17 protein-coding genes are annotated in these 26,883 nt (G+C 71.4%); 9 read left to right on the top strand and 8 right to left on the bottom strand.

All coding sequences use genetic code 11. The features are described from left to right. Nucleotides 1-7 precede the first annotated feature (7 nt). The gene (locus AC5L36_RS08845) at nucleotides 8-1,174 is read right to left on the bottom strand and encodes an epoxide hydrolase family protein (protein ID WP_441217112.1); all 1,167 of its coding nucleotides are present in this window, start codon (nucleotides 1,172-1,174) and stop codon (nucleotides 8-10) included. A gap of 169 nt (nucleotides 1,175-1,343) precedes the next feature. Here AC5L36_RS08845 and AC5L36_RS08840 point away from each other — a divergent pair, with 169 nt between their 5' ends. Beyond that, on the top strand, nucleotides 1,344-3,644 hold the full coding sequence (locus tag AC5L36_RS08840; RefSeq protein WP_441217111.1) for a sensor histidine kinase: 2,301 nt from the start codon (nucleotides 1,344-1,346) through the stop codon (nucleotides 3,642-3,644). 101 nt (nucleotides 3,645-3,745) lie between these two features. Here the strand turns inward: AC5L36_RS08840 and AC5L36_RS08835 are convergent, their stop codons facing one another. Next, nucleotides 3,746-4,381 (bottom strand): TetR/AcrR family transcriptional regulator, encoded by a 636-nt coding sequence (locus AC5L36_RS08835; protein WP_441217110.1) that lies wholly within the window; start codon nucleotides 4,379-4,381, stop codon nucleotides 3,746-3,748. 122 nt (nucleotides 4,382-4,503) lie between these two features. Here AC5L36_RS08835 and AC5L36_RS08830 point away from each other — a divergent pair, with 122 nt between their 5' ends. Beyond that, entirely contained in the window at nucleotides 4,504-5,979 is a 1,476-nt protein-coding gene (locus AC5L36_RS08830) for an MFS transporter (protein WP_441217109.1), read from the top strand. Nucleotides 5,980-6,374: 395 nt separating this feature from the next. Here AC5L36_RS08830 and AC5L36_RS08825 read toward each other — a convergent pair whose 3' ends face one another. Beyond that, on the bottom strand, nucleotides 6,375-6,980 hold the full coding sequence (locus AC5L36_RS08825) for a response regulator transcription factor (protein ID WP_441217108.1): 606 nt from the start codon (nucleotides 6,978-6,980) through the stop codon (nucleotides 6,375-6,377). Nucleotides 6,981-7,043: 63 nt separating this feature from the next. Beyond that, nucleotides 7,044-8,645 carry an FAD-binding oxidoreductase gene (locus AC5L36_RS08820; protein ID WP_441217107.1) on the bottom strand — a complete coding sequence of 534 codons (1,602 nt, stop codon included), beginning with the start codon at nucleotides 8,643-8,645 and terminating at the stop codon, nucleotides 7,044-7,046. A 102-nt stretch (nucleotides 8,646-8,747) separates the two neighbouring features. On the opposite strand from AC5L36_RS08820, the gene AC5L36_RS08815 reads away from it, so the two are divergent. The 4 genes from AC5L36_RS08815 to AC5L36_RS08800 all read left to right on the top strand — a co-directional run bounded on the left by AC5L36_RS08815 (nucleotide 8,748) and on the right by AC5L36_RS08800 (nucleotide 18,442). After that, nucleotides 8,748-10,091: a hypothetical protein gene (locus AC5L36_RS08815; RefSeq protein WP_441217106.1), complete on the top strand. Its 1,344-nt coding sequence runs from the start codon at nucleotides 8,748-8,750 to the stop codon at nucleotides 10,089-10,091. A 187-nt stretch (nucleotides 10,092-10,278) separates the two neighbouring features. Further along, on the top strand, nucleotides 10,279-11,808 hold the full coding sequence (locus AC5L36_RS08810) for a family 43 glycosylhydrolase (RefSeq protein ID WP_441217105.1): 1,530 nt from the start codon (nucleotides 10,279-10,281) through the stop codon (nucleotides 11,806-11,808). Nucleotides 11,809-11,845: 37 nt separating this feature from the next. Beyond that, nucleotides 11,846-13,354 (top strand): family 43 glycosylhydrolase, encoded by a 1,509-nt coding sequence (locus AC5L36_RS08805; protein WP_441217104.1) that lies wholly within the window; start codon nucleotides 11,846-11,848, stop codon nucleotides 13,352-13,354. Nucleotides 13,355-13,654: 300 nt separating this feature from the next. Then, nucleotides 13,655-18,442: a diguanylate cyclase gene (locus tag AC5L36_RS08800; protein ID WP_441217103.1), complete on the top strand. Its 4,788-nt coding sequence runs from the start codon at nucleotides 13,655-13,657 to the stop codon at nucleotides 18,440-18,442. Between the two features lie 623 nt (nucleotides 18,443-19,065). Here the strand turns inward: AC5L36_RS08800 and AC5L36_RS08795 are convergent. Continuing rightward, nucleotides 19,066-20,106: a methyltransferase gene (locus tag AC5L36_RS08795; protein WP_441217102.1), complete on the bottom strand. Its 1,041-nt coding sequence runs from the start codon at nucleotides 20,104-20,106 to the stop codon at nucleotides 19,066-19,068. A gap of 225 nt (nucleotides 20,107-20,331) precedes the next feature. Between AC5L36_RS08795 and AC5L36_RS08790 the strand changes: the two genes are divergently transcribed. Together AC5L36_RS08790 and AC5L36_RS08785 are read left to right on the top strand one after the other, a co-directional pair. Further along, a complete protein-coding gene (locus tag AC5L36_RS08790) occupies nucleotides 20,332-21,135 on the top strand; it encodes a hypothetical protein (RefSeq protein WP_441217101.1) in 804 nt (267 codons plus the stop codon). After that, the gene (locus tag AC5L36_RS08785; protein ID WP_441217100.1) at nucleotides 21,132-21,950 is read left to right on the top strand and encodes a hypothetical protein; all 819 of its coding nucleotides are present in this window, start codon (nucleotides 21,132-21,134) and stop codon (nucleotides 21,948-21,950) included. The genes AC5L36_RS08790 and AC5L36_RS08785 overlap by 4 nt, the downstream gene beginning before the upstream one ends. 785 nt (nucleotides 21,951-22,735) lie before the next feature. On the opposite strand, the gene AC5L36_RS08780 is transcribed toward AC5L36_RS08785, so the two are convergent. Further along, nucleotides 22,736-23,827 (bottom strand): SDR family NAD(P)-dependent oxidoreductase, encoded by a 1,092-nt coding sequence (locus AC5L36_RS08780; RefSeq protein ID WP_441217099.1) that lies wholly within the window; start codon nucleotides 23,825-23,827, stop codon nucleotides 22,736-22,738. A 380-nt stretch (nucleotides 23,828-24,207) separates the two neighbouring features. Beyond that, nucleotides 24,208-24,507, bottom strand: a complete 300-nt coding sequence (locus tag AC5L36_RS08775) for a hypothetical protein (RefSeq protein WP_441217098.1) — start codon at nucleotides 24,505-24,507, stop codon at nucleotides 24,208-24,210. Nucleotides 24,508-24,771: 264 nt separating this feature from the next. On the opposite strand from AC5L36_RS08775, the gene AC5L36_RS08770 reads away from it, so the two are divergent. Then, entirely contained in the window at nucleotides 24,772-25,461 is a 690-nt protein-coding gene (locus AC5L36_RS08770) for a hypothetical protein (protein ID WP_441217097.1), read from the top strand. Between the two features lie 217 nt (nucleotides 25,462-25,678). Here AC5L36_RS08770 and AC5L36_RS08765 read toward each other — a convergent pair whose 3' ends face one another. After that, complete coding sequence (locus AC5L36_RS08765) at nucleotides 25,679-26,662, bottom strand: alpha/beta fold hydrolase (RefSeq protein ID WP_441217096.1); 984 nt, start codon at nucleotides 26,660-26,662, stop codon at nucleotides 25,679-25,681. Between the last annotated feature and the right edge of the window lie 221 nt (nucleotides 26,663-26,883).

The following is a 26,883-nucleotide window of genomic DNA, read 5'->3' as shown; positions in this document are numbered from 1 at the left end:
CGTCCTTTCAACGGGCCAGCGCGGCGAAGAACTGGCGGATGTCCTCGACGAGCAGGTCGGGTGCGTCGTGGGTGGCCCAGTGCCCACCACGGTCGTAAGTGTTCCAGGCGACGATGTTGTGGTGGTCCCGCTCCGCGAACCGCCGGACGGCCCGGAAGTCGAAGGCGAACGCGGCCAGGCCGATCGGCACGGTCGTCGGCCCGGCCGGCTCGCCGGTCTGCGCGGCGCGGGCGTTCTCGTAGTAGAACCGGGCGGCCGACGCGGCGGTGTTGGTGAACCAGTACAGCGACGCGTTGGTCAGGATGTCCTCGGGGCTGAGCGCGGTGCCGAACAGCTGCCCGGCCCAGGCGACCAGGCCGGCCGGCGAGTCCGCCAGGGCGTGCGCCAGCGTCTGCGGCTGGGCCTGCTGCGAGCGGTCGTGGATGGCGTGCTCGGCGAACGCCTGGCCGAACTGGAGCGCGCCGAAGTCCTCGCCGGTGAGCCCGTCGAATTCGCCGTCCGCCCCGATCGGGAACGAGAAGATCTGCGTCACGTGCACCCCGGCGACGTGGTCCCGGTCCAGCTCGCCCAGCAGCGGGGAGACGATCGAACCGCAGTCGTTGCCGTGCGCGCCGTACCGGTCGTACCCCAGCCGGCGCATCAGCTCCGCCCAGGCCGCGGCGATCCGGTGGGCGTTCCAGCCGTGCTCGTGCGTGGGCCCGGAGAACGTGTAGCCGGGCAGCGACGGGATCACCACGTGGAAGGCCGGCGCGCCGGGGCGGCCGTGCGCGGCCGGGTCGGTGAGCGGCCCCACCAGCCCGAGGTACTCGACGAAGCTGTTGGGCCACCCGTGCGTCAGGATGAGCGGGGTGGCGTCCGGCTGCGCGGAGCGGACGTGCACGAAGTGGATACGCTGCCCGTCGATCTCGGTGGTGAACTGCGGAAACTCGTTCAGCTCCGCCTCCTTCGCGCGCCAGTCGAAGGACGTGCGCCAGCGGTCGACCAGGTCGCGGACGTAGGAGACCGGGACGCCGTACTCCCAGCCGGGCGGGACGGGCGCGCCGGCGCCGCCGGCGACGACCTCCTTCTCGGGCAGCTCCTCCGTCCATCTGGTACGGGCCAGCCGGTCGGCCAGGTCGTCGAGGTCCGCCTGCGGTATCTCGATGCGAAACGGGGTGATCTCGGAATCATGCATGGTGCTCGCCTCTCAGTGAACGTGCTTGACCTGCATAAACGTTCACAGAGCGGGGTTGGGCCAGGTAGTGTCTGCCGCACGATCTCGGCTGTGCTTCGCAGGAGCCATCCGGCGCATGCCGCACACCCCCGCATGCAGATTGCACACCGGTCGAGGAGGGATCCAGCCCGTGTACCCGGCCGGTGACAAGCCGATCCGGCTCGCCACGATCCCGGTCGTGCTGTGTGTCGCCATCTACTGCGCGTACCGCATCGAACACTTCATGTCGTGGGGCGGCTTCGAGTCCGGCTTCGACGCCGCCGAGCGGTTGCTGGGCTCCGCCGTCATCGTGGCGCTCGGCGCCGTGCAGATCGCGTTCGCGTTCCGCCGCCCGTCCCGTTCCCACGCCCTCCTGCTGCTGGCCGTGCAGGTGTTGCTTGCCTACGGGCCGTACCTCGTGTTCGGCGGGCGCTGGAACCCACCGGCGGCGCTCGTCGTGGCCACGGTGCTGCTCACGTTCACCGGCTGGCTGTCGTGGGCGCTGGCCGCGCTGGCCGTGTCGGGCGACCTCGCCGTCCGGATCGCGATCGACCCGGGCCTGACGGACGCCGACGGCGTCGTCCCCGCGCGGGTGGCGTACGCGGTCATCGTGGCCATCGCCAACGGGTTGCTGCTGTTCGGCATCTCCCGCCTCAGCGAACTGGTCCGGGACCTGCACGCGGCGCGGGCCGCCAGCGCCCCGCTCGAGGTCGCGCGCGAGCGGCTGCGCATCGCCCGCCGCCTCCAGGACGAGGTCGGCGCGCGGCTGGCTTCGGTCATCGCGACCTCCCGGCGCCTCGACGGCGAGGCCAGCCCGACTCGCGAGGACGCCGGTGCGGTGGCGGCCGAGGCCCGGCAGGCGCTGGCCCAGGTGCGGACCGTCGCGGACGACTACCGCGACCGCTCACTCGCCGGCGAGGTGGCCGCCGCCCGCACCGTGCTCGCCGCCGCCGGCGTCGACGTGACGGTCGGCTCCGTGCCGGACCGGCTGCCCGCGCCGGTCGACGCCGCGCTGGGCGCGATCCTGCGACGTGCGGTGGTCAACGCCCTGGCCGGGACTCCGCCGCGTACCTGCCGGATCGAGCTGGACGGCTCGGCGTCGATGCGCGTGAGCTTCACCGGCGGGACACCCGGCACGCTGGCCACGGACGGCATCGCCGAGGAGGTCGAGCGGCTCGGCGGCCGGCTCCGGGTCGGGCTCGATCCCGGCGGGGTCGACGTGCGGATACCAACCCAGCCGCACCGTTCGCGGGGCACGCGGAGCCCGCGACCGGTCGCCGCCGCGCCATGGCTGGCCTGGGGGATCATGGCCGTGCTCGAGGTCGACCTCCTCGTCACCACCATCGCGCGCGCACACGACGCGTGGGGCCTGCTGGAGCCGATCTCCACGTCCCGGCTGGCGTGCATCGTCGCCCTGATCGTGCCGCTGAGCCTGCTCCAGTTGCACCACGTCCGGCCACGCTCCAGCAGCGCGCCGCCAGCGTGGCGCTGGACACTCACCCTCCAGATCGTGCTGCTCGGCGCGGCCACGGCCATCGGGGGCACCACGGTCCCGTCCCCGCAGTACGCGGGTGCGGTGGCCGGCGTCGTGCTCTTCCACGTAAGCCGGCCGTGGTCGTGGGCGGCCGCCGGCACGCTTGTCGTGGGCTCCGCGCTGTTCCAGCTCCACCAGTACGGCGTCGACCTCCTCGCCAACCCACCCCAGGTCGCGCTCTGGACGTACTACACGGTGCTCTGGGGGCTTCTCGCCATGGTCGCCGTCGCCGCGCTGTGCCGCCTCCCGCTCGCGGCCGAGCAGCTTGTCGCCGCCCGCCAGGAGCTGACCCGGCTCGCCGTCCTGCGCGAACGGCTCCGGATCGCCCGCGACACCCACGACCTGCTCGGCTTCCAACTCTCCGCGATCGCGCTCAAGGCCGAGCTCGCCGGGCGGCTGGCCGGCACCGACCCGAGCGCCGTGCGCATGCAGCTGGCCGAGGCCGGCGAGGTCGCCGAGGAGGCGCTGCACTCGCTGCGGTCGATCACCGCCGAGCCGGCCGGACTGTCGTTCGCCGAGGAGGTGGCGAGCGCCCGCTCGACGCTCTCCGCCGCCGGGGTCACCGTCGCGGTCGAGCTGCACGCCGCGCCCGCGCCGTCCGCCGAGTCGCCGCTCGCGGTCGTCCTGCGCGAGGCCGTCACCAACGTCCTGCGCCACTCTCGCGCCACGACCTGCGAGATCGAGACCCGCCCGATACCCGGCGGCGTCCGGCTGACCGTCACCAACGACGGCGTCTCGTCGGTCACGGCGGACGCCGCGCCCGGCAACGGCTTGGCCAACCTGCGCGCACGGACGCGCGAGGCCGGCGGCCGCCTGACCGTCCACCGCCAGGACGACCGCTTCGTCCTCGTCGCCGAGGTCGGCACCGTCCAACCCGCCGCCGACCTGTCCACATCCACGGTCCCGGTCACCGTCTAGGGCCGGTGTCCCGCTCACCCCGGCGCTCAAGAGGGCAGCCCTGTCACTGTCTGGGCGGGTATACGGGAGCCCTCTTGGGGCGAGGGCGGCGCCGGAGGTCACTAGGCGGTCCAGCGGGCGGCCAGTTCCTCGGGGCGGGGTGGCGGGCCGGGCAGGGTGCGGGGGTCGGGGTGGCTCAGGCCTTGGAGGATCAGGGCGAGGTAGCGGTGGCGTAGCTCGCCGGTGCGTGCGTCGTCGCCGAGGCGTACCGAGGCGATCTGTTCCAGGATGAGGCCGATGTCGGCGACCTCGATGTCGTCGCGGATGGCGCCGGCCTCGCGTATGCGCTTGATCAGCTGGCGGTTGAGGTCGTCGGCGTGCTGCGCGTCGCGGTACAGCTGCTCGTCGGGGGTGAACGTGCCGGCCAGCCGGATGGTCAGCGACGTGGATCCGGCGTCGATGACCCGGCGCATGAAGCCGGCGAACACCTGCCACGCGTCGCCGCCCGCGTCGAGCTCGTCGACCGCGGCCTGCGTGGCGGCGATGTAGGCGGCGAGGCCGTCGGAGCAGAGCTTGCGCAGCAGCTCCTCCTTGCTCGGGTACCGCCGGTAGAGGGCGCTGATCCCGACGTGCGCCCGCTCGGCGACGGCGGCGATCGGCGCGCCCGGGTCGTCGAGGAAGACCGCCCGCGCGGCCGTCAGGATGACCTCGTCGTTGCGTGCGGCCTGGGCCTTGCGGCCGCTCAGTGGTGTCGACATGCCCCTAGCGTACAGCGGAACGAAAAATTCTGTTCCGCATCTCTGGAACGGATCGTTCCGCTCTGCTAATCTGAGAACAGAACGATCCGTTCCGCAAACATCCGCAGGTAGGGGAGTTAGTCATGAAAGCCAAGAGCGCGTGGGTGGGGCTGTTCGCCATCCTGGCAGCCACGTTGATGAACCTGCTGGACTCGACGATCGTCAACGTCGCGGCCCCCGCCATCCACGCCGAGCTGGGCGGGTCCTACACGGCACTCCAGTGGATCGCCGCCGGCTACACCCTCGCCCTCGCGATCGGGCTGCTGACCGGCGGCCGGCTGGGTGACATGTTCGGCCGCAAGCGGATGCTGATGATCGGCATCGTCGGCTTCGTCGCGGCGTCGGTCGTGTGCGCGGCCACCCCGACGATCGAGACGCTGATCGTCGCGCGGGTGATACAGGGGCTGTTCGGCGCGGTGATGATCCCGCAGGGCTTCGGGCTGATCCGTGACCTGTTCCCACCGGAGCAGATGGGCAAGGCGTTCGGCGTGTTCGGCCCGATGATCGGCCTGGCCACGATCCTCGGCCCGGTAGTCGCGGGTGTGCTGGTCGACGCGGACGTGTTCGGCACCGGATGGCGCATGATCTTCGCGATCAACCTGCCGCTGGGCGCGTTCGCCCTGCTGGCCGGCCGGTACGCCCTGCCGGCCGCGGCGCCCGGCCAGGTCGCCGGCCGCCCGCGCACCCTCGACCTGCCCGGCGTGGTGCTCGCCGCGGTCGCGATGTTCGCCGTGGTCTTCCCGCTGGTGCAGGGCCGCGAGCTGGGCTGGCCGACCTGGACGATGGTGCTGCTGGCCGCGTCCGTCCCGCTGGTCGGTGGCTTCGTCGTCTACCAGATCCGCCGCCGCCGCTCCGGCGCCACCCCGCTGGTCGAGCTGAGCGTGTTCGCCAAGCGTTCGTACACCTCCGGCGTCGCCTTCGTGGTCGTCTTCTTCGGCGCTATCGTCGGCTTCTCGCTGGCCGTCGGTCTGTTCCTCCAGCTCGGGCTCGGCTACAGCCCCACCCGCGCCAGCTTCACGATGGCCGCCTGGGCGGTCGGCGCGTTCCTCGGCTCCGGCTTCAGCGCGGGCTCCGCGGCCAAGCTCGGCCGCCGCATCCTGCACGTGGGGCTCGCCATCATGACCGTGGGCGCCGCCGGGGTGTACGTGGTCTTCGAGCGGTACGGCGCCGAGATCGGCACCTGGACCCTGACCGCGCCGCTGCTCGTCTTCGGGCTCGGCATGGGCATGATCTTCGTGCCGCTGTTCGACATCATCATGGGCGACATCGAGGACCGCGAGGTCGGCTCCGCCTCGGGCATGCTCGAGTCGATCCAGCAGCTCGGCGCCTCGGTCGGCGTGGCGGTGCTCGGCACCGTGTTCTTCGGCATCGCCCGCCCGACGGCCCACGGGATGCTCGACGCGGACACCGCCGTCGACGCGGCCATCGCGGTCACCCTGCTGACCATCGTGCTGTCGGTGGCCGCGCTCGGGCTCGCGTTCCTGCTGCCCCGCAAGGCCCGCGCGCACGCCGCACCGGCCGAGGACACCCGTCAGCCCGAGCTGGCGCTCGCGGCCTGACCACCGCACCGCCTGACCAAGGCGTCCCTCAGGTCGTTCTTACGACATGAGGGGCGCCTTGGTGTGGAGATCCTCAGAACACTGTCCCGGCTCCGCGTCAGCGGCGGACCGCCGCTCCCGCCGGAGACCGCGCGGGCCGGCGGCTCGCGGGCGAGCTGAAATCCCCGGCCCGCGCTGCCAGCCCCGCGGGTCAAGCCCCCGCCCGGCTGTTGCCCTCGCCGCCGATCCGGCAGCAGACACTGTGGACAAAACCCGGACCCCCGAAGGGGTAGCCGCGACCAGCCGCGAAGGGTGAGGCCGCGGGAGCAGCGGTCTGGACCACGACGGACATCGCGGTAGCCCAAATCTCCGTCCTAACAGGAATTCAGAGGCCCGACTCCGACAGGGTCTCCAGCTCACAGCCAGCCGGCCTCGCTGGCCATCCGGATCGCGTCGACGCGGTTGCGGGCACCCAGCTTGGTGACGGCCGCGGCGAGGTAGTTGCGGACCGTGCCGTACGACAGGTTGAGCCGGGCCGCGACGTCGGTCGGGTCGGCGCCGGACGCGGTCAGCCGCAGCACCTCGCACTCGCGTTCGGTGAGCGGGTTGCCGGTGACGTCCAGCGCCGCGAACGCCAGCTGTGGATCGAGGACCTTGCCGCCCGCGGCGACGGTCCGGACCGCCTCGACGAGGTCGTCCGGGGCGGCGTCCTTGCCCATGAAGCCGGCGACCTTGGCCGACAGCGCGCGGCGCAGCGCGCCCGGCCGGCCGACGCCGGTCAGGATCAGCGTCTTGCACTCGGGCAGCCACTGGTGCAGCTGGGCGGCGGCGCTGATCCCGTCGAGGCCGGGCAGCTCGATGTCGAGCACCGCCACGTCGGGGCGCGCCTGTAGGGCGGTCGGCACGATCGCGTCGCCGGTCTCGACGGCACCCACGACGTCGATGTCGTCGGCGAGGCTCAGCACGCCGACCAACGCCTCCCGCAGCATGCGCACGTCTTCGGCGAGCAGCACCCGGATCATGCCCGTCCCCCTTCCGGACATCGGAGCGTACACGCGCGCCCTTACGCGTCGCTGACGTCGCGCTTACGGCCTCAGGCGGGGCGGGACGAGCACGCCGGGGTTGAGGATCCCGGCGGGGTCAAGGGCGGCTTTGGCGGCGGCGAGCGCGGTGGCGAAGACGTCGGGACGCTGCCGGTCGTACCAACGGCGGTGGTCGCGCCCGACGGCGTGGTGGTGGGTGATGGTGCCGCCGTTGGCCGTGATGGCCTCGGAGACGGCGGCTTTGATGTCGTCCCACTGTGCGACGGTGTCTCCCCAGCGGCCGGGTGCGTAGACCCCGTAGTAGGGCGCCGGGCCGTCCGGATAGACGTGGGTGAAGCGGCAGGTGACCAGGCCGCCGCCGCAGACTTCCTGGACGGCCTGCCGCGCGGCATGGGTGACGGCCGCGTGGAAGGACTCGAAGGCGTCCCACGTGCAGGCGGTCTCGAACGTCTCCACGACCATGCCGCGGCGGGCCAGGACGTCCCGCTGGTACGGCATGCGCAGGAACGACGAACGCCAGCTCGCCGCGGCGTCGCCGGCGCTCTCGTCCCGGCGGCGGGTGGACAGTGGCTCGCCGCCGTGGTCGCGGGCGATCTCCAGCGCCCGGTCGAGCCAGGCGTCGATCGGGTGGTCGGCGGACTCGAACGCCAGCACCAGCAGCCCACCGGTCACGGCGGTGCCGGCGTTCAGGAAGGCCTCGGCGGTGTCGAGGAGGCGGCAGTTGGACGGGTACAGGCCGGCCTGGGCGATGTGCCGGGTCGCGGTGACCGCCGCGGTGTGGTCGTCGAACGCGACCGAGGCGGTGATCTGCCAGCGGGGCCGGTCCTGAAGCCGCATCCAGGCTTCGGTGATGACGCCGAGGATGCCCTCGGAGCCGAGGAACAGCCGGTCGGGCGAGGGTCCGGCGCCCGAGGCGGGCAGCCGCCGGGACTCGCTGACGCCGACGGGGGTGACGACGCGGAGGGATTCGGTCAGGTCGTCGATGTGCGTGTAGAGCGTGGCGTAGTGGCCGCCGGCCCGGGTGGCCAGCCAGCCGCCGAGGGTGGAGAAGGCGAACGACTGCGGGAAGTGCCGCAACGTGAGACCGTGCGGGCGGAGCTGGTCCTCCAGGGCTGGCCCGTACACGCCGGCCTGGATCCGCGCGGCCCGGCTGACCCGGTCGACCTGGAGCACCTGGTCCAGCCGGCCCAGGTCGAGGGAAACGGCGGGCGCGTCGAAGCGTGGCTCGACGCCGCCGGCGACCGAGCTGCCGCCGCCGTAGGGGATCACCGCGACGCCGTCGCCCCCGCACCAGTCCAGCAGGTCGATCACGTCCCGCTCGGTACGCGGGCGCGCGACCAGGTCGGGGACGTGGTCCAGGCGGCCGTGCAGGTTGCGCACCACATCCCGGAACGCCTTGCCGTGCGCGTGACCGGCCCGATCGACCACGCCGGCCGAACACAGCCCGGCCAGGGCCGCCGGAGGGCGCACCCGCGGCGCCGGAATCGGCAGCCGGCCCGGATCCGGCGGCGGATGGTCGGTGAGGTCGTGGCCGGGCAGCAGCGCCGCCACCCGCTCGACGAGCGCGCCGGCCTCGGCGGCCGTGGCCGCGTCTTCGACCGTGCCCCAACCCCACCACGAACGGGTCACCCGCCCAGTATTCATCGGCCGATCGTGACGACGCGGGCCCCAACCAATCCGGCGCGAGACGTCGCCAACAAGCATGCCGTCCTGGCCACCTGGCGTGATGTACCGGATGATTGACGGATGTCGGTCGGGCACAGCCGCTCGGCCGGTGCTGTCGCGGTGATCGACCTCGGTGTGCTGCGAGACGGGTCGGAGGCGCCGGGTCGGTCGCCGGCCGGCACGCCGCGCAGGCGCCGGGCGGCCGCGGTGTTGAGCGCCGCCGCGGTGGTGCTGGCGACGGCCGTGGCCGCGTCGCCGGTGCGGGCCGCTCTCGTCGAGCGGACGTTTCCCGGTGTGCCGGCCCGGTCCGACCAGCCCGTCGTCGCGGACACCACCGACGGTCTGTACCTGGTGCGCGCGAACGGCGCCCAGGCCGGCCCGGGGGAGCGGACCATCGTCCGGCACGCCGCGGCACGCGCCGAGCCGGTGTGGCGGAGGTCCGTCATGACGGCCGGTGCGGTCAACACCGTCGACGTCGTCGACGGCACGCTGCTGGTGCTGGCGGACGGCTGGGAGCCGCAGACGATCGCGATGAGCGCGGCTGACGGCCGGGAGCTGTGGCGGCGCACCGGCTGGTGGCGCGAGGCCGGGCCCGGTCAGCTGCTGCTGTCGTATCGGGCGCCCGGCCAGCAGGTGGACATCTACCAGGCCGTCTCGCTGGCCACCGGGGCGTCGCGGTGGTCGGTGTCCGTGCCCTCCAGCGGGTGGGTGCTGCCCGATCGCGACCATCTCGTCCGGTGGTCGGCCGGCGGGCGGGTGGAGGTACGCGACCTGCGCACCGGCGCCGTCGTGAGCCGCGCCCTGCTGCCACCGGAGGAGAACGCCAACGGAGCGGTCAGCGAGCCCGGGGTGCAGGTCGCCGGCGGGCTGCTGCTGGTGGCCGGCTGGGACGGCGCGCGGCCGGTGGCCACCGCGTACGGGCTGGGCCGCCTGGACCGGCGCTGGCGGGCGGACATCGACCTGTCCGGTGAGGCCGTGCAGGGCTGCGGCGAGCAGCTGTGCGTCAGCGGCAGAAACGGCGAATCCGGCGTACGGATGCTCGAACGGGACAGTGGGCGGGTCCGGTGGGCCGACGACCGGTGGGACCACCTGGCCTACACCGGGTCCACGCTGCTCGCGTTCGGCTCACGGCACACGCCACCGCGGATCGCGGTCGTCGACCCGGCGACCGGCCGGCCGATCGGCGACCTCGGGCGGTGGCAGACACCGCGGAAGGTCGGCCACGACGGCCGGATGCTGGGAGTGCGGACGGACCCCGGCACGGGCCGTTCGTGGATCGCCGAGCTCGACCCGGCGGCCCGCACCACACGGGTGCTCGGCGTCGTCGACGGCGCCTTCGCCTGCCGTGCCGGTCCTGGCGCGGTCACCTGCCGGCGCGACGACGGCAGCGTCGGCGTGTGGTACCCCCGGCGCAAAGCCGCCTGAAATCCCCGACTTGCATGTTCACGAACGTCGATGCATGCTGTTTGCAGCGCTGCAAGAGTGGCGGCGCGAGTTTGTACGGCGCGGCACGTCGAAGGGTCTGGGCAGCCGTTCGACGCCGAAATCACTGCGTGCCGTCTTGAGCCGGATTGTTAACGCTAACAATCGTATCCCGGGAAAGGATCTTGTGATGGGTGTTTCCGACGCCCGACGGCGACCTTGGCGCACGGCGGTGATCGCCGTGGCGGGTCTGGTCGCCGCGGTTTCGGCCGTGGTCGTGACGTCGACGACGGCGCAAGCGGTCACGATCGACCCGAACGCCTGGTACCAGGTCGTGTCACGGCACAGCGGCCTGGCCCTGGGCATCGCCGGCGGCTCGACAGCGGACCAGGCCGGCCTGGTGCAGACCGCTCGCGCCGGGCAAGCCAGCCAGCAGTTCCAGTTCGTCGCGTCCGGCGGCGGCTACTACCGGCTCAAGGCCCGGCACAGCGGCAAGGTGCTGGACGTCTGGGAATGGTCCACAGCGGACGGTGCCACCGTCGTGCAGTGGCCGGACCTGAACGGCGCGAACCAGCAGTGGTCGGCGGTGGACACCGACTCCGGGTACGTCAAGCTCGTCAACCGCAACAGCGGCAAGGCGCTGGACGTCTGGGAGTGGTCCACAGCGGACGGTTCGCGGATCTCCCAGTACACCGACATCGGCGGCATCAACCAGCAGTGGCAGCTCGTCAACGTCGGTACCGGCACGCCCACCGCCACCCCCACGACGGGCGGTCCGGTCCGGACGTTCACCAACCCGGTCAAGCGCAACGGACCGGACCCGTGGCTGACCTATCACAACGGCAGCTACTACCTGGCGACCACGACGTGGAACTCGACCATCACCATGCGGCGGTCGACCACGCTCGCCGGTCTGGCCAGCGCCCCCGACCAGGTGGTCTTCAACCTCGCCGGCCGGGCCAACGGCTGCTGCAACATGTGGGCGCCGGAGTTCCACCTGCTCAACGGTCGCTGGTACCTGTACTACGTCGCCGGTCAGAACGTCGCCGACTACAACCCCACGCAGCGGCTGCACGTCCTGGAGAGCTCCGGCACCGACCCGATGGGCCCGTACACCTTCAAGGCGGACCTGGGCGGCGACTGGCAGTTGGACGCCAGCGTCCTCCAGGTGGGCGGCCGGCTGTACCTGATGGGCACGTACAACGCGGGCGGCAGCTTCGGGCAGAGCCTGTTCATCACGCCGATGAGCAACCCGTACACGCTCAGCGGGTCGCGGGTGCGCCTGACGTCGCCGACGCTGAGCTGGGAGCGGCAGACCGGCGCGGTCGCCGAGGGGCCCGAGCCGCTGTACCGCAACGGGCGGACGTTCATCGTGTACTCCGCCAGCGCGTGCTGGGGCCCGGACTACAAGCTCGGCCTGCTCACCTTCACCGGCTCCGACCCGCTCAACCCGGCCCACTGGACCAAGTCGCCCAACCCCGTCTTCCAGCGCAACGACGCCAACGGCGTCTTCGCCCCCGGACACAACGGGTTCTTCAAGTCGCCGGACGGCACCGAGGACTGGATCGTCTACCACGCCAACGACTCGGCCGGCGGCGGCTGCGACATGAACCGCTCCACCCGCGCACAGAAGTTCACCTGGAACGCCGACGGCACGCCGAACTTCGGCACGCCGGTCCGCCTCGGCGTCACGCTGGCCGCGCCCTCCGGTGAGCGCTGACCCCCGGCACCCCCACGACAGGAAGGGGCACCTCTTCATGGGCACCATCACCCCGACGACGCCGGCCCGGCCGCGGCCGTGGCGGCTCCTCGCGGTGGTCGTCACCGCGACCGCCCTGGCCGTATCCGCGGCGGCGATCACCTTCTCCACCGCCTACGCGGTCACCATCGATCCCAACGCCTGGTATCAGGTCGTCTCCCGGCACAGCGGCAAGGCGCTGAGCATCGCCCAGTCGTCCACAGCGGACGGTGCCGCGCTCGTGCAGACCACCCGCACGGCGGCGACCAACCTACAGTTCCAGTTCGTCTCCTCCGGCGGCGGCTACTACCGGCTCAAGGCCCGCCACAGCGGCAAGGTGCTGGAGGTGTTCGAGCTCTCCACCGCAAACGGGGCGAACATCGTGCAGTGGAGCGACCTGAACGGCACCAACCAGCAGTGGTCGGCGGTGGACACCGACTCCGGGTACGTCAAGCTCGTCAACCGCAACAGCGGCAAGGCGTTGGACGTGTGGGAGTGGTCCACAGCGGACGGTTCGCGGATCTCCCAGTACACCGACACCGGCGGCACCAACCAGCAGTGGCAGCTCGTCAACGTCGGCACCGGCACGCCCACGTCCGCGCCGCCCACGAGCCCGCCCGGCACGCCGCCGGCGTCCTACCCGAACCCCGGGCGGGTCACCGGCTCCACCGGCGCCCACGACCCGGCCGTGGTCAAGGCGCCGAACGGGACCTACATCGTCGTCACCACCGGAGACAACCTGCCGATCAAGACCTCCACCGACCGCACGGCGTGGCAGAACGCGGGTGTCGTCTGGCCCAACGGGGCATCGTGGACGACGCCGTACACCAACGGCGGCCGCAGCTTGTGGGCGCCCGACATCTCCTATCGCAACGGCCAGTACTACCTCTACTACTCGGCGTCCACGTTCGGTTCGCAGCGCTCGGCCATCTTCCTGGCCACCAGCCCCAGCGGCGCCGCCGGATCGTGGACCAACCAAGGGCTGATCATCGAGAGCAGCACCTCGGTCAACTACAACGCGATCGACCCCAACCTCGTCGTCGACGACGCCGGCCAGTGGTGGCTCAGCTTCGGCTCGTTCTGGACCGGCATCAAGATGATCCGGCTCGACCCCGGCACCGGGCGTAGATCCACATCAGACACCGCGGTGCGGGCCATCGCCCAGCGGACCACCGCCGGCGGGGCGATCGAGGCACCGTTCATCTACCGGCACGGCGGCTACTACTACATGTTCGTGTCGTTCGACCGCTGCTGCCAGGGTGCTTCCAGCACGTACCGGATCATGGTCGGCCGGTCCACGTCCGTCACCGGTCCGTACACCGACCGCAACGGGGTGGCCATGACCGCGGGAGGCGGCACGCAGGTGCTCGCCGGCCACGGCTCCATCCACGGCCCGGGCCACCAGGCCGTCCTCGGCGACAACGGCGGGGACGTGCTGTTCTACCACTACTACGCCGACAACGGCGCATCGTTTCTCGGCATCAACCTGATCGGCTGGGACGCCGCCAACTGGCCTTACGTCTACTGACCGGCACACGCGGTGCGGCTCGGGTGCGCCCGGCCCGGGCCGAACCGCGCGGTCACCACATGGCGGCGCCGCGATAGCGATTCGGCGAATTGCGCCTCGATCATATGTCTATGCCGAGCCCGTGAACGTTAACAGGCGTCTAGACTTCGCTTCGGTGGTTTTGGCGTCCCGCGAAATGGCCGGAGCGGGACAGCCATGCCGATTCGGGCGGATGGGGGCATCGGCGAGGCGGTGGCAGGAGACTTACGAGAGTCCCGTGATCGGACGGCGCTGTTACACGAGAGCGCCCGCAGCCGGGTAATGCGGCTGTTCCTCAGCGGCGGCAGCGTGATCAGCAAGGAGCCGTTGGGTCCCGACGCCGAGCGGCGGCTGCGACATGAGGCGGCGATCTTGAGTCGGCTCTCCGGCGTCTCCGGTGTCGCTCAGCTGGCCACCGCGCCGGTGCGGCCGGGAGCCATCCTCCTGGCGGACGTCCGGGGCGTCTCGCTGGCCAGCACCGCGGCGCCCTGGAGCGCCGGCGACCTGCTCACGCTGGCCTTGGGCCTGGCGCGGGCGGTGGCCGGGATGCATCACCGGGGCGTGATGCACACGGATATCAGTCCGACCAACATCGTGCTGAGCGGTTCGACACGGGTCCCGTGCCTGATCGATTTCGCATTGGCGACGACGTTTGTGCAAACCCGCCCCGATCTGGCCCCGACCGAGATCGTCGGCACGCTGCCATATCTCGCCCCCGAGCTGACCGGCCGCACCGGCCGTGCCGTCGACCAGCGTGCCGATCTTTACGCGTTGGGCGCCACGCTGTACGAAATGGCGACCGGCCGGCCGCCGTTCGGTGCCGGCGATCCCCTCCAGCTCGTTCACGATCATCTCGCTCGGGTGCCGGCGCCGCCGGCGGAGCTCAATCCGGGCGTGCCGGAAGCGCTATCCGAGATCATCATGCATCTGCTGGAAAAGGAACCGGACAACCGCTATCAGACCGCCGAAGGGCTCGTCCACGATCTGGCCCGGTTACGCGACGGCGCGACCGGACCGCTGCGCATCGGAGAGCGTGACTTCCCGCTGCGGCTGCGGCCGCCCACCCGGATCGTCGGGCGAGACGCCGAGATCGCCGCGTTGGGCGCGGCCTTCGCGGGCGCCGTGGCCGGCCGGAGTTCCGGGGTGCTCGTCTCCGGATCGCCCGGCGTCGGCAAGACCTCGTTGGTCGAAGAGCTGCGGCCCCTCGTGCTGGCCAGCGGCGGCTGGTTCGTGGCGGGCAAGTTCGACCAGTTCCGTCGCGACCTCGAGTTCGACGGGATGCACCAGGCGTTCCGGGCACTGGGCCGGCTGCTGCTGGCGCTGCCGGAGGAAGAGCTGGCGGAGGTGCGCACCCGCATCCTGCGCGCCCTGGGGCACAGCGCCGGCCTCGCCACCGCGGTGACGCCGGAGCTGGCCACCCTGCTGCGGGTGCCGCCGGACCTGGGCGACCCGCTCACCGCCGAGGTCCGGGCACAGCGCAACTCGCTGGAGATCCTGCGCGCCGTGGCGTCGCCGAAGCGGCCGGTGGTCCTGTTCGTCGACGACCTCCAGTGGGCCGGGCGCACCCCGCTCGGCCTCGTCGACACGCTGTTGAGCGGGCAGGAGACGGTCGAGGGTTTGCTGCTCGTCGGCGCGCACCGCGAGGTCGACGCCACCCACCCGCTGGGCGCCATGATCTCCGGATGGCAGGGCCTGACGGCCGGGCCGCAGCGGATCCATCTCGGTGATCTGCCGGCCCCGAGCCTGGCGGTGCTGGTGGCCGACATGCTCCGCATGGACGCCGGCGACGTCGCCGAGCTCATCGAGGCGCTGCTGCCGCGGACCAACGGCAATCCATACGAGACGGTGGAGCTGCTCAACGCGTTGCGGCGTGACGGCGTGCTGCGCCCCGCCGACAAGGGCTGGGAGTGGGACGCCGCCGCGCTGCGCCGTGGCGACGGGCCGGTAGACCTGCCCGACCTGCTGACCGCGCGGGTCGCCGCCCTCCCGTCAGCCACCCGTGGCCTGCTGGAGGTCATGGCCTGCCTGGGCGGCCGCGTCGAGCTCAGCATGCTGCGAGCGGCGACCGACCTGCCCGCGTCGACGGTGGGGGAGCGGCTCTCCCCGGCGGTGGAAGACGGACTGCTGGTGACGGAGGGCGCCGCGCCGGACGTCGTCCGGTTCCGGCACGACCGGGTCTGGGAAGGCGCTCTGGCATACCTGCCGGCGCCGCGGCAGCGCGCGGTGCGGATGCGCCTGGCCAGGCGGCTGGCACCTCAGCCGGAGCTCGCCGCCGTCGCCGCACAGCAGTACCTGCACGTCATCGACGAGGTGGAGGATCCCGCCGAGCGCCGCCGGGTCGTGGAGCTGCTGCGCCGCGCGGCCGACGAGGCCCGGTTGGTGAGCAACCACCCGGTCGTGGAGAGGCTGCTCTCGGCCGCGGTGCGGTTGGCCGACCCCGGCGACACCGCCTGCCTCATCGCGCTGCACACCGGCCGGCTCGCCGCGCTGTACGGCCTCGGCCGGCTCGACGAGGCCGACGACATCTACCGCGTCATCGACGGGCTGGCCACCGATCCGTTGCGGCGCTTGGAAGCCATCCTGGTCCACGTGTCCAGCCTGGCCAACCGGTCCCGCCCGGCGGAGGCGGTCGAGCTCGGCCTCGACGTGCTGCGGCGACTCGGCGTGGGCATGCCCGAGCCCGACCTGCTCGAGGCCGAGGTCGAGCAGGGGCTCGACACGCTGTACCGCTGGCTGGACCAGACCACCGAAGCCGACGACCTGGCCCGGCCGGAGATCGCCGACCCGGCGCTGCTGGCCGCGGCCGCACTGATCAACAGGATGATTCCGGCGGCGTTCCAGAGCGACCCGGCCACGATGGTGTGGCTGGTGCTGCGGGCCGTGCGGATGTGGGTCGACCACGGCCCCGGCCGCACGCTGGTGGGTCCGGTCGCCCACCTGCCCTTCGCGACCACCCGGCGGCGGCAGGACTACCGCACCGGATACCGGATGATGCGCCGCGTCCTCGCGGTGAGCGAGGCCCGCCGGTACGAGCCGGACACCGCCCAGGCGCGCTTCCTGTACGCGTTCGCCGCCGGGCACTGGTTCGCCCCGCTGGAGGAGAGCGTCGCGCAGGCCCGCCGCGCGTGGGAGGGGCTGCTGCAAAGCGGCGACATGCAAAACGCCTGCTGGACCGCCAACGTCCTGGTCTACGCGCTGTTCGACTGCGCGCCGTCGCTGGACGCCTACGTCCCCGAGGTGGAGGCGGCGCTGGCCATCGCCCGGCGCACCGGAAACGACCACAGCGCCGCGCTCACCCAGCCGTACGCGTGGCTCGTGTCCACGCTGCGCGGCACGCCGGTCGACGAGCCGGTCGGTGTGGCCGGCCACCTCGCCGGCAATCCCACCCTGGCCAGCAACGTCCACATCACCCGCGCGCTCGCCGCCCTCCTGCTCGATGATCCGGCCGAGCTCGACCGGCACTCGGCGGCGGCGATGGAGCTGCTCCCGTTCATCGAAAACCTGTACCTGTCCGTGCCGGCGTACCTGACCCGGGCCCTGGCCGTCGCAGGCCGGGTCCGCGCGGCGGACGCCGGCTCGGAAGCACACGCGTCGTCCCTGGCGGAGCTGGACGCCGTCGCCGGCTGGTGGGCGGCGCGGGCGGCGGACGCGCCGGCCAACTTCCAGCATCTACTCCGGCTCGTCGAGGCCGAGCGCGCCTGGGCGGTGGACGACTTCCGCGCCGCCGTGTCGGCCTACGACGCGGCCCAGCGGGACGCCGGCGCGCGACGCCCGTGGCACCGGGCACTCATCGCCGAGCGCGCCGCCCGCTTCTACCTCGCCCACGGCCTCGAGCACACCGGCACGGCGCTGCTCGCCGAGGCGTGCCGCGCCTACCGGGATTGGGACGCGGCCGCGAAGGTCGAGCAGATCCGGCACGCGGTTGGCGACGGACTCCGTCCGCTGCCGGCGGCCGCGTCCGCGGGCGACGCCCCGGCCCACCGCGCCAGCATCATGACCGGCGCGATCGACCTGCTCGGCATCCTCGCCGCCTCACAGGCCCTGAGCTCCGAGACCACCGTCGACGGGCTGCGTCAACGCGTTGTCGAGGTGCTCTCCACGATGACCGGCGCCACCGGCGTCCAGCTGCTGCTCTGGGACGCACACCACCACACCTGGTGGATGCCGGCGGCCGGCGCCGAGGGCGCCGCGATCTCCCTCGACGAGGCCGGCCAGCGGCGCCTGGTGCCGCTGTCCGCCGTCCGCTACGTCGAACGGACCCGCGAGCCGCTCGTCGTCGGCGACGCGCTGACCGACGACCGGTTCGCCCGCGACCCGTACTTCAGCGACCACGGATGTTGCTCGCTCCTGGCCGTCCCGATCCTCAACCGCGCCACGCCGCAGGCGTTGCTGCTGCTGGAAAACCGGCTGATCCGCGGCGCGTTCTCCGCCGAACGCCTCGACGGCGTCATGCTCATCGCCGGGCAGCTCACCGTCTCCCTTGACAACGCCCTGGTGTACGCGTCGCTGGAACGCAAGGTGGCCGAGCGCACCCGGCAGCTGGCCGTCGCCAACGAACGCCTCGAACAGCTGAGCGCCACCGACCCGCTCACCGGCCTGGCCAACAGGCGCCGCTTCGAAGAAGTGCTCAACACCGAATGGGACAGGGCCATCTGGGCGGAGAGCCCGCTGGCGCTGGCCATGATCGACGTCGACCACTTCAAGCTCTACAACGACCACTATGGACACCCGGCCGGCGACGAGTGCCTGCACCGGGTCGCCACCCTGCTCCGGCGGCACAGCCCGGCGGGCCATCTGGTCGCCCGCTACGGCGGCGAGGAGTTCGCCGTCATCATGCCCGGCACCGGCATCGGCGCCGCGTACGAGACGGCCGAGCGGCTCCGCGCCGCAGTCCTCGCCCTCGCCCTGCCACACCACATGGTCGCCGCCCGCGTCGTCACGGCGAGCATCGGCGTCGCCGCCGCCAACCCGTCAGCCGGCACCACCGCCGACGAGCTGGTCGAGCGCGCCGACGTCGAGCTCTACCGCGCGAAGCGCGCCGGCCGCAACCAGGTCAAAGCCGCCGGCTAGCAGGTCAGCTGGGGCTTTGAGTGGGGTCGCCGTGGCCTCGAACCTTGATTCGAAAGCAGATTCGAGCTACCGCGACGTCCGCCGTGGTCCATGCCGTTGCTCCCGCGGCCTCACCCGTCCGCCGTTGGTCGCGGTTAGTGCGGCGCCTCCGGCGGGGTCTGGGGCTCCGGCCGGGGCCGCTTGGCCTTGTTTCGCGTTGTTGGTCTGCTCCCCGTGCGGGTGGACGACGGCATACGGCACGGCTCGGGCTTCGCCCGCTGGCTGACCCGAATCTCCCACATGACGGGACAATCGGCTCAGGATTTGGAAGACGTCGTGATCGTTAGCCCGAAACCCGTGTGACACGCGGGCGAGAACGCGGGTTTTGGGCTAACGATCACCGAAGCGTGGTGGGCAGCAGGCTTGCGTAGCCTTGCCCCCTTGATCGGCGGGCCGTGTTGTAGATCGTGGTCATCTGGACCCCCTCCAGGGGGTCTGAACGACCACGATCACCAGACTTCCCCCACCCTCGTCGCCGATCAAGGCCTTGCGGCACCACTCTGGACACCTAACGCACCACAGGCCACCCAGCCCGCCTGTCGCGCGACCGTGCCGAATCGGCGACACACGCTCTGGCCAGCACGCTAGACGGGGCGCGGCTCGGCGAGGATGAGGCCGGACGGCGGCGGCAGGGGCTCTAGGCTGACAAACCGCCAGCCGGACTCGCTGAGCCAGCGGGCGACCTCGTCCACCTGGTAGAGGTCGCCGCCGCTGATCATCAGGAACTCGCCGGCGCCGAAGCGGGCCGACGGGTGCGGTGCCACGTCGGTGCGCCACCAGTCGACCAGCAGCAGCCGGCCGTCCGGGGTGACCGCCTCGCGCAGCCGTCGCAAGAGCTCGACGATGCGCTCGGGTGGGAACAGGTGCACCACGTTGGCCACCAGGATGGCGTCGTGGCCGCCGGGAAGCTGGTCGGTGAACAGGTCGGCGCCGACGGCGGTCAGGCGGGTGGCGAGCGGGCCCGCCGCCGTCTGGTCGGTCACCGCGGCGGCCACCTCGGGCAGGTCGACGAGGGTGGCTTCGAGGTGCGGGTAACGCGCCAGGATCGGCTTGACGAACGTGCCGAACCCGCCGCCCGCGTCGAGCAGCCGGCGGTGGCCGCCGAAGTCGTACGCACCGGCCAGGTCGGCGGCCGTCTCGGCGGTGACGAGCGCGACGGCCGCCTCGTAGGCCTCGGTCTGCGCCTCGGTGAGCGCGGCCCGCACACCTTGCCTGGTGCGGAAGGCCGTCGCGGCGTCCGTCCACGTTGGATAGCTGACGGTGTCCCAGTAACGGGCGAGCGGGCGCAGGTCGAACGGGCCGCGGCCGGCCAGGAACGCCTCCGCGTCCGCGGCGTTGCGGAACCGGTCGCCGTCGCGGACCAGCAGGCCCGCGTCGACCATCAGGTCGGCGATGGCCCGGGCGCTGCGCTCCGGGATCGCGCAGCGCTCGGCGAGCTCTACTGTGGTCACGCCCTCCGGCCCGACGGCGGCGAACAGGTCGAACTCGACCGCCGCGAACAGCGTCTTGGAGACCATGTAGCCGGCGAGCAGCTCGATGACGCGCACCGGGGTCGGCGGACCGGCCGCCTCGACCTCCGAATCGTGCTCCGGAGTGAACATGCGCTGCGCCGGCTGCTCCGCCATCGATCCCCCACTCGTGAGCCGCTGATCCGTGCGATCGCCAGCACATCGTACCGGCGGCCGGCCAGGTTGAGGTACGCCGGCCAAGCTGCGGGATTGCGCGCGGGGCGTGCCGCGGGATCACGCAGCCTCACCGCATTGCTTGACCGGCCGCCGTGGCGGCCAGAACATCGACATCCATAGCAGCGCGCGGCGCGTCCCGGCACTAGTCTACAAAGGAGAGTCGAGTTGAGAACCAGACTGTTGCGCGGCTTAGCCGCGTCGATGCTGGCTTTCGCGGTGATCCTGCCGAGCACCGCGCGGCCGGCACAGGCGGCCGACGGTGTGGCCGGCAATCTGCTCAGCGTGGTCGGCGCGCTTGGCCGGCTCATCGCCGGACACGGGTCGAGCGGCGATGTCGAGACGTTGATCGCCGTGGCCATCGGCGCGGTCACCGAGTCCCGAAACGAAGTGCTCGTCTACATCGACGCGGTACAGGCGGCCGAGGTGAAGGCCGCGGCCTTGAGCGCCAGCAACGAGTTCACCGACTTCGAAGAGATCGTGGACGACGAGCTCGGGCTCGAACTGTGGGCGCGCGACGTCGGTCGGGCGGCCACGCTGGGCAAAGAGCGGATGGCCATTGTAGACAGGCCGGCCGCCGAGCAGATCGCCCAGGCCCTGCACCAGCTCTACCAACTCGCCCGGGTGGGTGCCGAGTACGCCGGGCTGGACAACTACTTCCTGAACCTGACGCGGGAATACGTCGCCGTCCTCCGGGACATGGTAACGAAGCTCGAGCCGGACTGTCGCTGGATCAACACGCAATCGATGCCTGGCGGCTACCAGCGGACCTACAGATGTGTGGCGGCCAACGGCGTGGACGTGGTGCTGAAGGACGAGCAGTACCTGTACGGCAACTACTACATAGGACCGGTCGACACCGCGGCGACGAAGATCGAGGCCGGCCAGGACTCGGCCTGGATCGTGGCCAAGGAATATCTGCCCATTGTGGAGCAGGAGCTGAGGGAACTGGAGGAGGAGCAAGGGACGTGAAGAAGAGATTGTTGATTCGCGCGACGGCCGCGATGCTGGCCGCCACGATCGGCGTGGTGGGCGCCGCCCAGCCGGCGTCGGCCGCCCCAAGACAGGCTCCGGCGGCCAACGCGAGCGCCATGGCCTTCGACTGGATCGGCGCCATCGTCGCGGTGGCCGGTGCCCTCTACGGCGGGGGCGGTGGAGGTGGCAACCTCGACGCCGCCGTCCAGCAGATCATGGCCGCCATCGAGGCGTCCGAGGCGAACATCCTCAACCACATCGACGCGATCGCCAGCGCCGAGGTGAAGGCCTGCGCCAGGGCTCATGCCATCGAGTTCTCGGACATCAACAACATGTCCACCTCGGTACGCCAACTGTGGGCGCAGGAGGCCACCCGGTGCGCCGCCCTGGCCACCGCCTACCTGGACGCGGTCACGAGCAAGAACTCGGTCGACAACCTCGGCCACGTGATCGGCGAGATCTACGCGATCGCGATCGCCGCCCGCGTCAAGGCCAACCTGCACAACGGCGTCGACCTGCTCCTGCGCGACCAGGTGCGCAGCTACGAGGTGGTGGTCGCCAAGCTGGCGCCGTCGTGCAGCGAGCAGCGGTACGTCGAGTACGACACCTACGGCCGCGTGGTCACCGTCGAGGTGCACTACACGTGCGTCGCGTACAACGGCGACCAGGCGACCGACTACGAGCTGTACTACCTGGGCCGGCTCCAGGGCCCGCCGCTGAACCGTGACGCGGTCGCCAACAGCGCCACCCGAAACACGAGCCGGGCGATCGCGATCGAGGCGCTGCCGCGCCTCAGGAGCGCCCTGCCGTAACAGAGTGGGTAACAAGGGGTCGTCGGTGCAAATCCGGCCGTCCCGACAGAACGGATGCCCTGACCAGCGGAAACGCAGTCAGGGCATCCATTTTTCATGCAGGTCGGAGGAAAGTTGATCACCGATGTGGCAGATCTGGATCCGGTGAGGATCCGCTACCTGGGGCGCCTGTACGGACCAGGAAATCAGTGGCGGCACGAACGCCGCAACGGGGTGGCGGGGGTGTACTCTCACCATGTCACCCCGGTCCCCGGTGGCGAAATCCCGCTGATAGCCACGGATTGTCCGCCGCCCTGAGGGGTCTTGGTTCCCGGGACCACCACTCGGCCGACGGCCGGCCGATTGTCGTCTTGCCGCGTCCGCGGTGCGACGATGACGGCTCACCACCGCGATGACGTCCACTAGGGACATATGTCGCCGACCGCAGCAAGGTGACTCGGTCATGGCATGGGGCGGGCCAGAGTCCGACAGCGCGGTCGGGCTGTGACCGGTGATGTCACGTGCCGATCTTTTGGTGGCTGGGAGCCCGCTGACCGTCCGCCGGCAGCGGGATCGAAGCTTTCCGAGGGGGTAGGGGAAGGAAGGGGTCCCGGGCGGGTTCCGCCCGGGACTCTTCACCATGACCGTCCACACGTTCCGCGCCCAGCACGCCGGCAAGTTCTTCACAGCCGGGAACAGACGCGGCCGGCCGATGGTCTACCCGACGATGCGGACCTTCAGCCTGGCACGGTCACCGACTTCCGCGTTGTCCTGTGCTGCGCCATCACCGGCGGTGTGCGGCTCGGTCAGACCAGATCCGTTGTCGGCGGTGTGCCGTGCGTTTGGGCGCTGCCATCGGGCAGCGTGGTCGTGGGTTGGGTCCGATCGGCGACAGCGCCCGCCTGCCGGTTGGTCAGATGTCCAGCCTGGTTGAGCCACCGCACCGTGTCCCAGTACGTCTGCCGCAGCGCACGCGGGTGGATGCCGAGCTCCTCGCGGGTGCGCGAGTCGTCGCAGCGCATGCCGTAGCTGGTGAGCAAGGCGCCCTCGTACTCAAGGGGGAGGTGGAACGGAACCATGCGTTGGACCACGGTGGCGGCCCTTGTGACGGGGAGGATCGTCGCGGCGGGCATGACGAGGTGAGACAGTCGACGTCCGGTCAGCGCGCGCAGCGTCGCGAACATCGTGCGGCCGTCCACGAACTGGCCCGGCACCAGATACCGCCGCGGTCCGGCACCCGGGCTCAGCACAGCGGCGTGGACGCGGGCCACATCCCGCACGTCCACAGTGTGCAGACCGCCGTTGGGCCACATCGGATAGCGGCCGCGCAGGATGTCCCGCAGCCGACGCGACCCATCACCCAGGTGCGGGTCGTCCGGGCCGAGCACGGCGCCAGGTTGCACAATCACCACCGGTGCGCCGTCCTGCTGTAGCTGACGCGCCACGGCTTCAGCGGCCACCTTCGAACCGATGTACCCACCACGCACCTGCGACAGCGCCGAGTCCGGGGTGACGGTCGCCCGCCGTCTCAGCAGCGCCACGAAACTGGAGACGTGAACCACCGGGTCGCAACCAGCCTCCACCGCTGCTCGCAGCACAGTTTCGGCACCGGCCACGTTGGTCCGGCCGATGGCCCTGTGAGCGCGGGCGTCGAGGTCGTACACCGCCGCCGCATGCAGCACCGCGTCGCACCCGGCCACCGCCCGACCGACCGAGTCGGGGTCGGTGACGTCACCGACCACATGGTCGATGTGCTCGGTCACACCCAGCGGCCGCAAGGCCGGCGCGATCCGGTCCGGCGAACGGACCAACAGCCGCACCTCATGCCCAGCGGCGACAAGCGCTCCCACCGTGTGTGATCCGACAAAGCCGGTACCACCCGTGACAAGCACGCGCATCCCGACACCTCCACCCTCAGCGACCCGACCCTCCCGCGCCGGTGCGGCACACCACCCGGCCGATGGCAACCCCGCCCAACGGCGCGCCGAGAGATCGGCTCCGACGTCCCACGCGGCCAGGGGCCGCAAGCGGCCGTGCGGTCTCGCACCGCTGGCACCTGACCCACCGATCGAAGGACCGTTAGCCGCTGCCCGACGCGACCACCGAAACGGCTTCATACGCCACCGGGGACTGGGCGACAACGGTGACCCTACGCCTACGCAGCCGGCTACACACCTTACGTAATGCGCAGATCCGCGTTCCGGCCGTTCCGGCATGCGTGGGTGCGTGCCGCCGGAGGTAACCACCAGCGGCACGCACACGTGAGGAGCGGTAAAGGTCAGCAGCCGCGCCAGGTGACCGCGTGGACCTGGGCACCGTCGTTGGCGAAGCCGGCGGCGAGGCCGCGGTCGCTCAGCACCGTGACACCGCTGGCGCCGCCCAGGCCCGGCACCGCGATCACGCCGCCACGGCGGCGGTCGATGGCACCCTGGAGTCCGAGGTCGCCGTGCCCGTTGACCGTATCGACGACCTCGTCCGGGGCTGTGTTGACCTGGCCGCCACGGACGTGCCAGGCCACGACGTCACTGGAGGTGGTGACGTTGTCGATGCCGCCGAGCCAGCCGCGTCGGATCGCCACCGCGAGGACGTCGGTGCCGCCGGACGGGCCGCGTACCTGCCGGGCCGGTGCGCCGGCCAGAGCACGATGTGCTGGTCCAGGCTCGGCTCCAGCGAGTTGCGCCGTCCTGCTGTAGCTGACGCGCCACGGCTTCAGCGGCCACCTTCGACACTCGACGGCCGGGTGGCTCGTGGCTGAGCCACTCGGCCGTCGAGCGATGGCAGGTGCGCGTGTTCGACGGTTGCCAGCCGTCCACCTGCGGTGTCAGGCCGACGCGTGTGCGCCGTGGCCGATCTGTCGCCGATAGGGGGCCAGGAAGGTGGTCAGCGCGGCCAGCATCTGCTTGGGTACTTCCTCAGGGACCCAGTGACCGGCGCCAGGGATGACCAGGCTTTGCACGTTGTCGGCGACGAGTTTCATCATGTTCGCGATCGTTTCTCCGGCGCTTGTGGCGCCGCCGATGGCCAGGACGGGCAGGGTCAGCCGCGGCTGGTCGTGACGCCGCTGGTTCTGCGCGATGGTGGTGTCCAGCGCGCGGTACCACTGGAAGCTGCCGTGCAGGGCTTGCGGGTCGCGGGCGAGGGTGTGGACGTAGTGGCGGACGGCGTAGTCGGGCAGCCGCTTGGCGGCCTTGGTGGTGAACTGCCAGCCAAAGTAGATGTGTTCCCGTCCCCTGACGAGTTGTTCGTTGAGCTTGTCGATGCGGTTGAAGGGGATGTGCCAGAGCCGGTTGTTGCCGCCACGTCACCGAACATGTCGGGTGAGGTGGCGATGACCTGGAAATGGCGGGCCAGGGCCGGCATCAACAGCCGCCAGGCGTACCAGGTTTGCGGCCAGCCGTGGACCAGCAGCAGCGGCGGCCCGGTGCCGCCGATGACCACGTGCTGGCGCAGTACACCGGTCTTGACGTACCGGCTGGTGAACGTCCTGTGGAACCCTGCCGGCAGGTGCGGCGCTTGCGAGACGGAACCGTAGCCGCTGGGGGTCGGCACGCGCGGGACGGACGGGTTCGCGGCTGCTGCCGGGGTGGCGGTCAGTGCGGCGCCGCCCAGGCCTAGTGCCAGCGCACCTGCGCCGGCCGCGCGGATCACGCCCCGTCTGGACGTCCGGGCGTCGACCGCGTCGCGTGTGTCGTCGTTGCTCGGTTCGTTGGGCATGGACATCGTGAGCGTCCCCCTTTCCGGTGCCTGATCTAGCGGACTGGAGCGGCTTCAGGACGGGGCAGACGCGCCGCGGCCGGAGCGTCCCGGTACGGGGCCAGGAACGCGGTCAACGCCGCCAGCATCTGCTCGGGGGCTTGCTCGGCGACCCAGTGACCGGCGCCGGGGATGACCACGCCGCGCACGTCGTCCGCGATCGTCTGCATCGCCTCCGCGACGTGTGTGCCGTGGCTGGCCTGTCCACCGATCGCCAGGACGGGCATGCTCAGATGCCGGTCCTTGCGCCGCTCGTTCTGCTCCACGGTGGCCTGGAACGCCCGGTAGAAGCCGAAGCTGCCGTGCAGGGCCCGCGGGTTGGACAGCAGGCGGACGTAGTAGGCGATCAGGTCGTCGGGCAGCGTGCCGCCCTGGATGGCGAACTCGTAGCCGAAGAAGATGTCCTCCCGCCCCGTCACGAGCTGCTCGGGCACCTTGTCCACCCGGTTGAACGGGATGTGCCAGAGCCGGTCGTTGACCTGTCCCGGGACGAACAGCGGCGGTGACGGCGTCGCCCCCGGCGGTCCGGGGATCTCGGCGAGCGCCGCGCACGCCACCCGGTCCGGATGATCCGCGGCCAACGCGTAACCGATCACGAATCCGGTGTCGTGGCCGACCACGGCGAACCGTTGGTGACCCAGCGCGTCCATCAACCCGATCAGGTCGCCGGCGAGAGTCCCGGCGTCGTAGCCACCCTCGGGCTTGTCGGACAGGCCAATGCCGCGCTGGTCGACGGCGATGACCTGGAAGTCGCGGGCCAGGGCCGGCATCAGCAGCCGCCACGCGTACCAGGTCTGCGGCCAGCCGTGCACCAGCAGCAGCGGCGGCCCGTCGCCGCCGATAACCGCGTGCAGGCGCACGTCGCCGGAGTCGATGTACCGGCTCGTGAACGTATCGGTGAACCCCGCTGGAAGGTTCGGCGCGCCGGAGACGGAGCCGGGGCCGTCCGGAGTGGGTAGTGGTGCGGCGGATGGCGTCATGAGGATCTCCTTCACACGCATTGGAGGACCCGGCACATGATCGATACCGGTTGCGACCATCGTTGCGCTGCGGATCCCCGGTTCGAGCCAGGGAAAGTCCCTGGCTTGTCCGGTTACTGGGCGCGGGCGCCGCCGACGCAGATCACGATTGGCGCTTCGGCCGGTTACGTCGGCATCGATCAGCCTCTACGCTGCCGGCAGGGGATCACGAACGACCAGAC

The organism is Phytohabitans sp. LZ39, assembly GCF_059359075.1.
The sequence above is the reverse complement of the archived record's forward strand: the minus strand, read 5'-3'. Positions and strand labels throughout refer to the sequence as shown.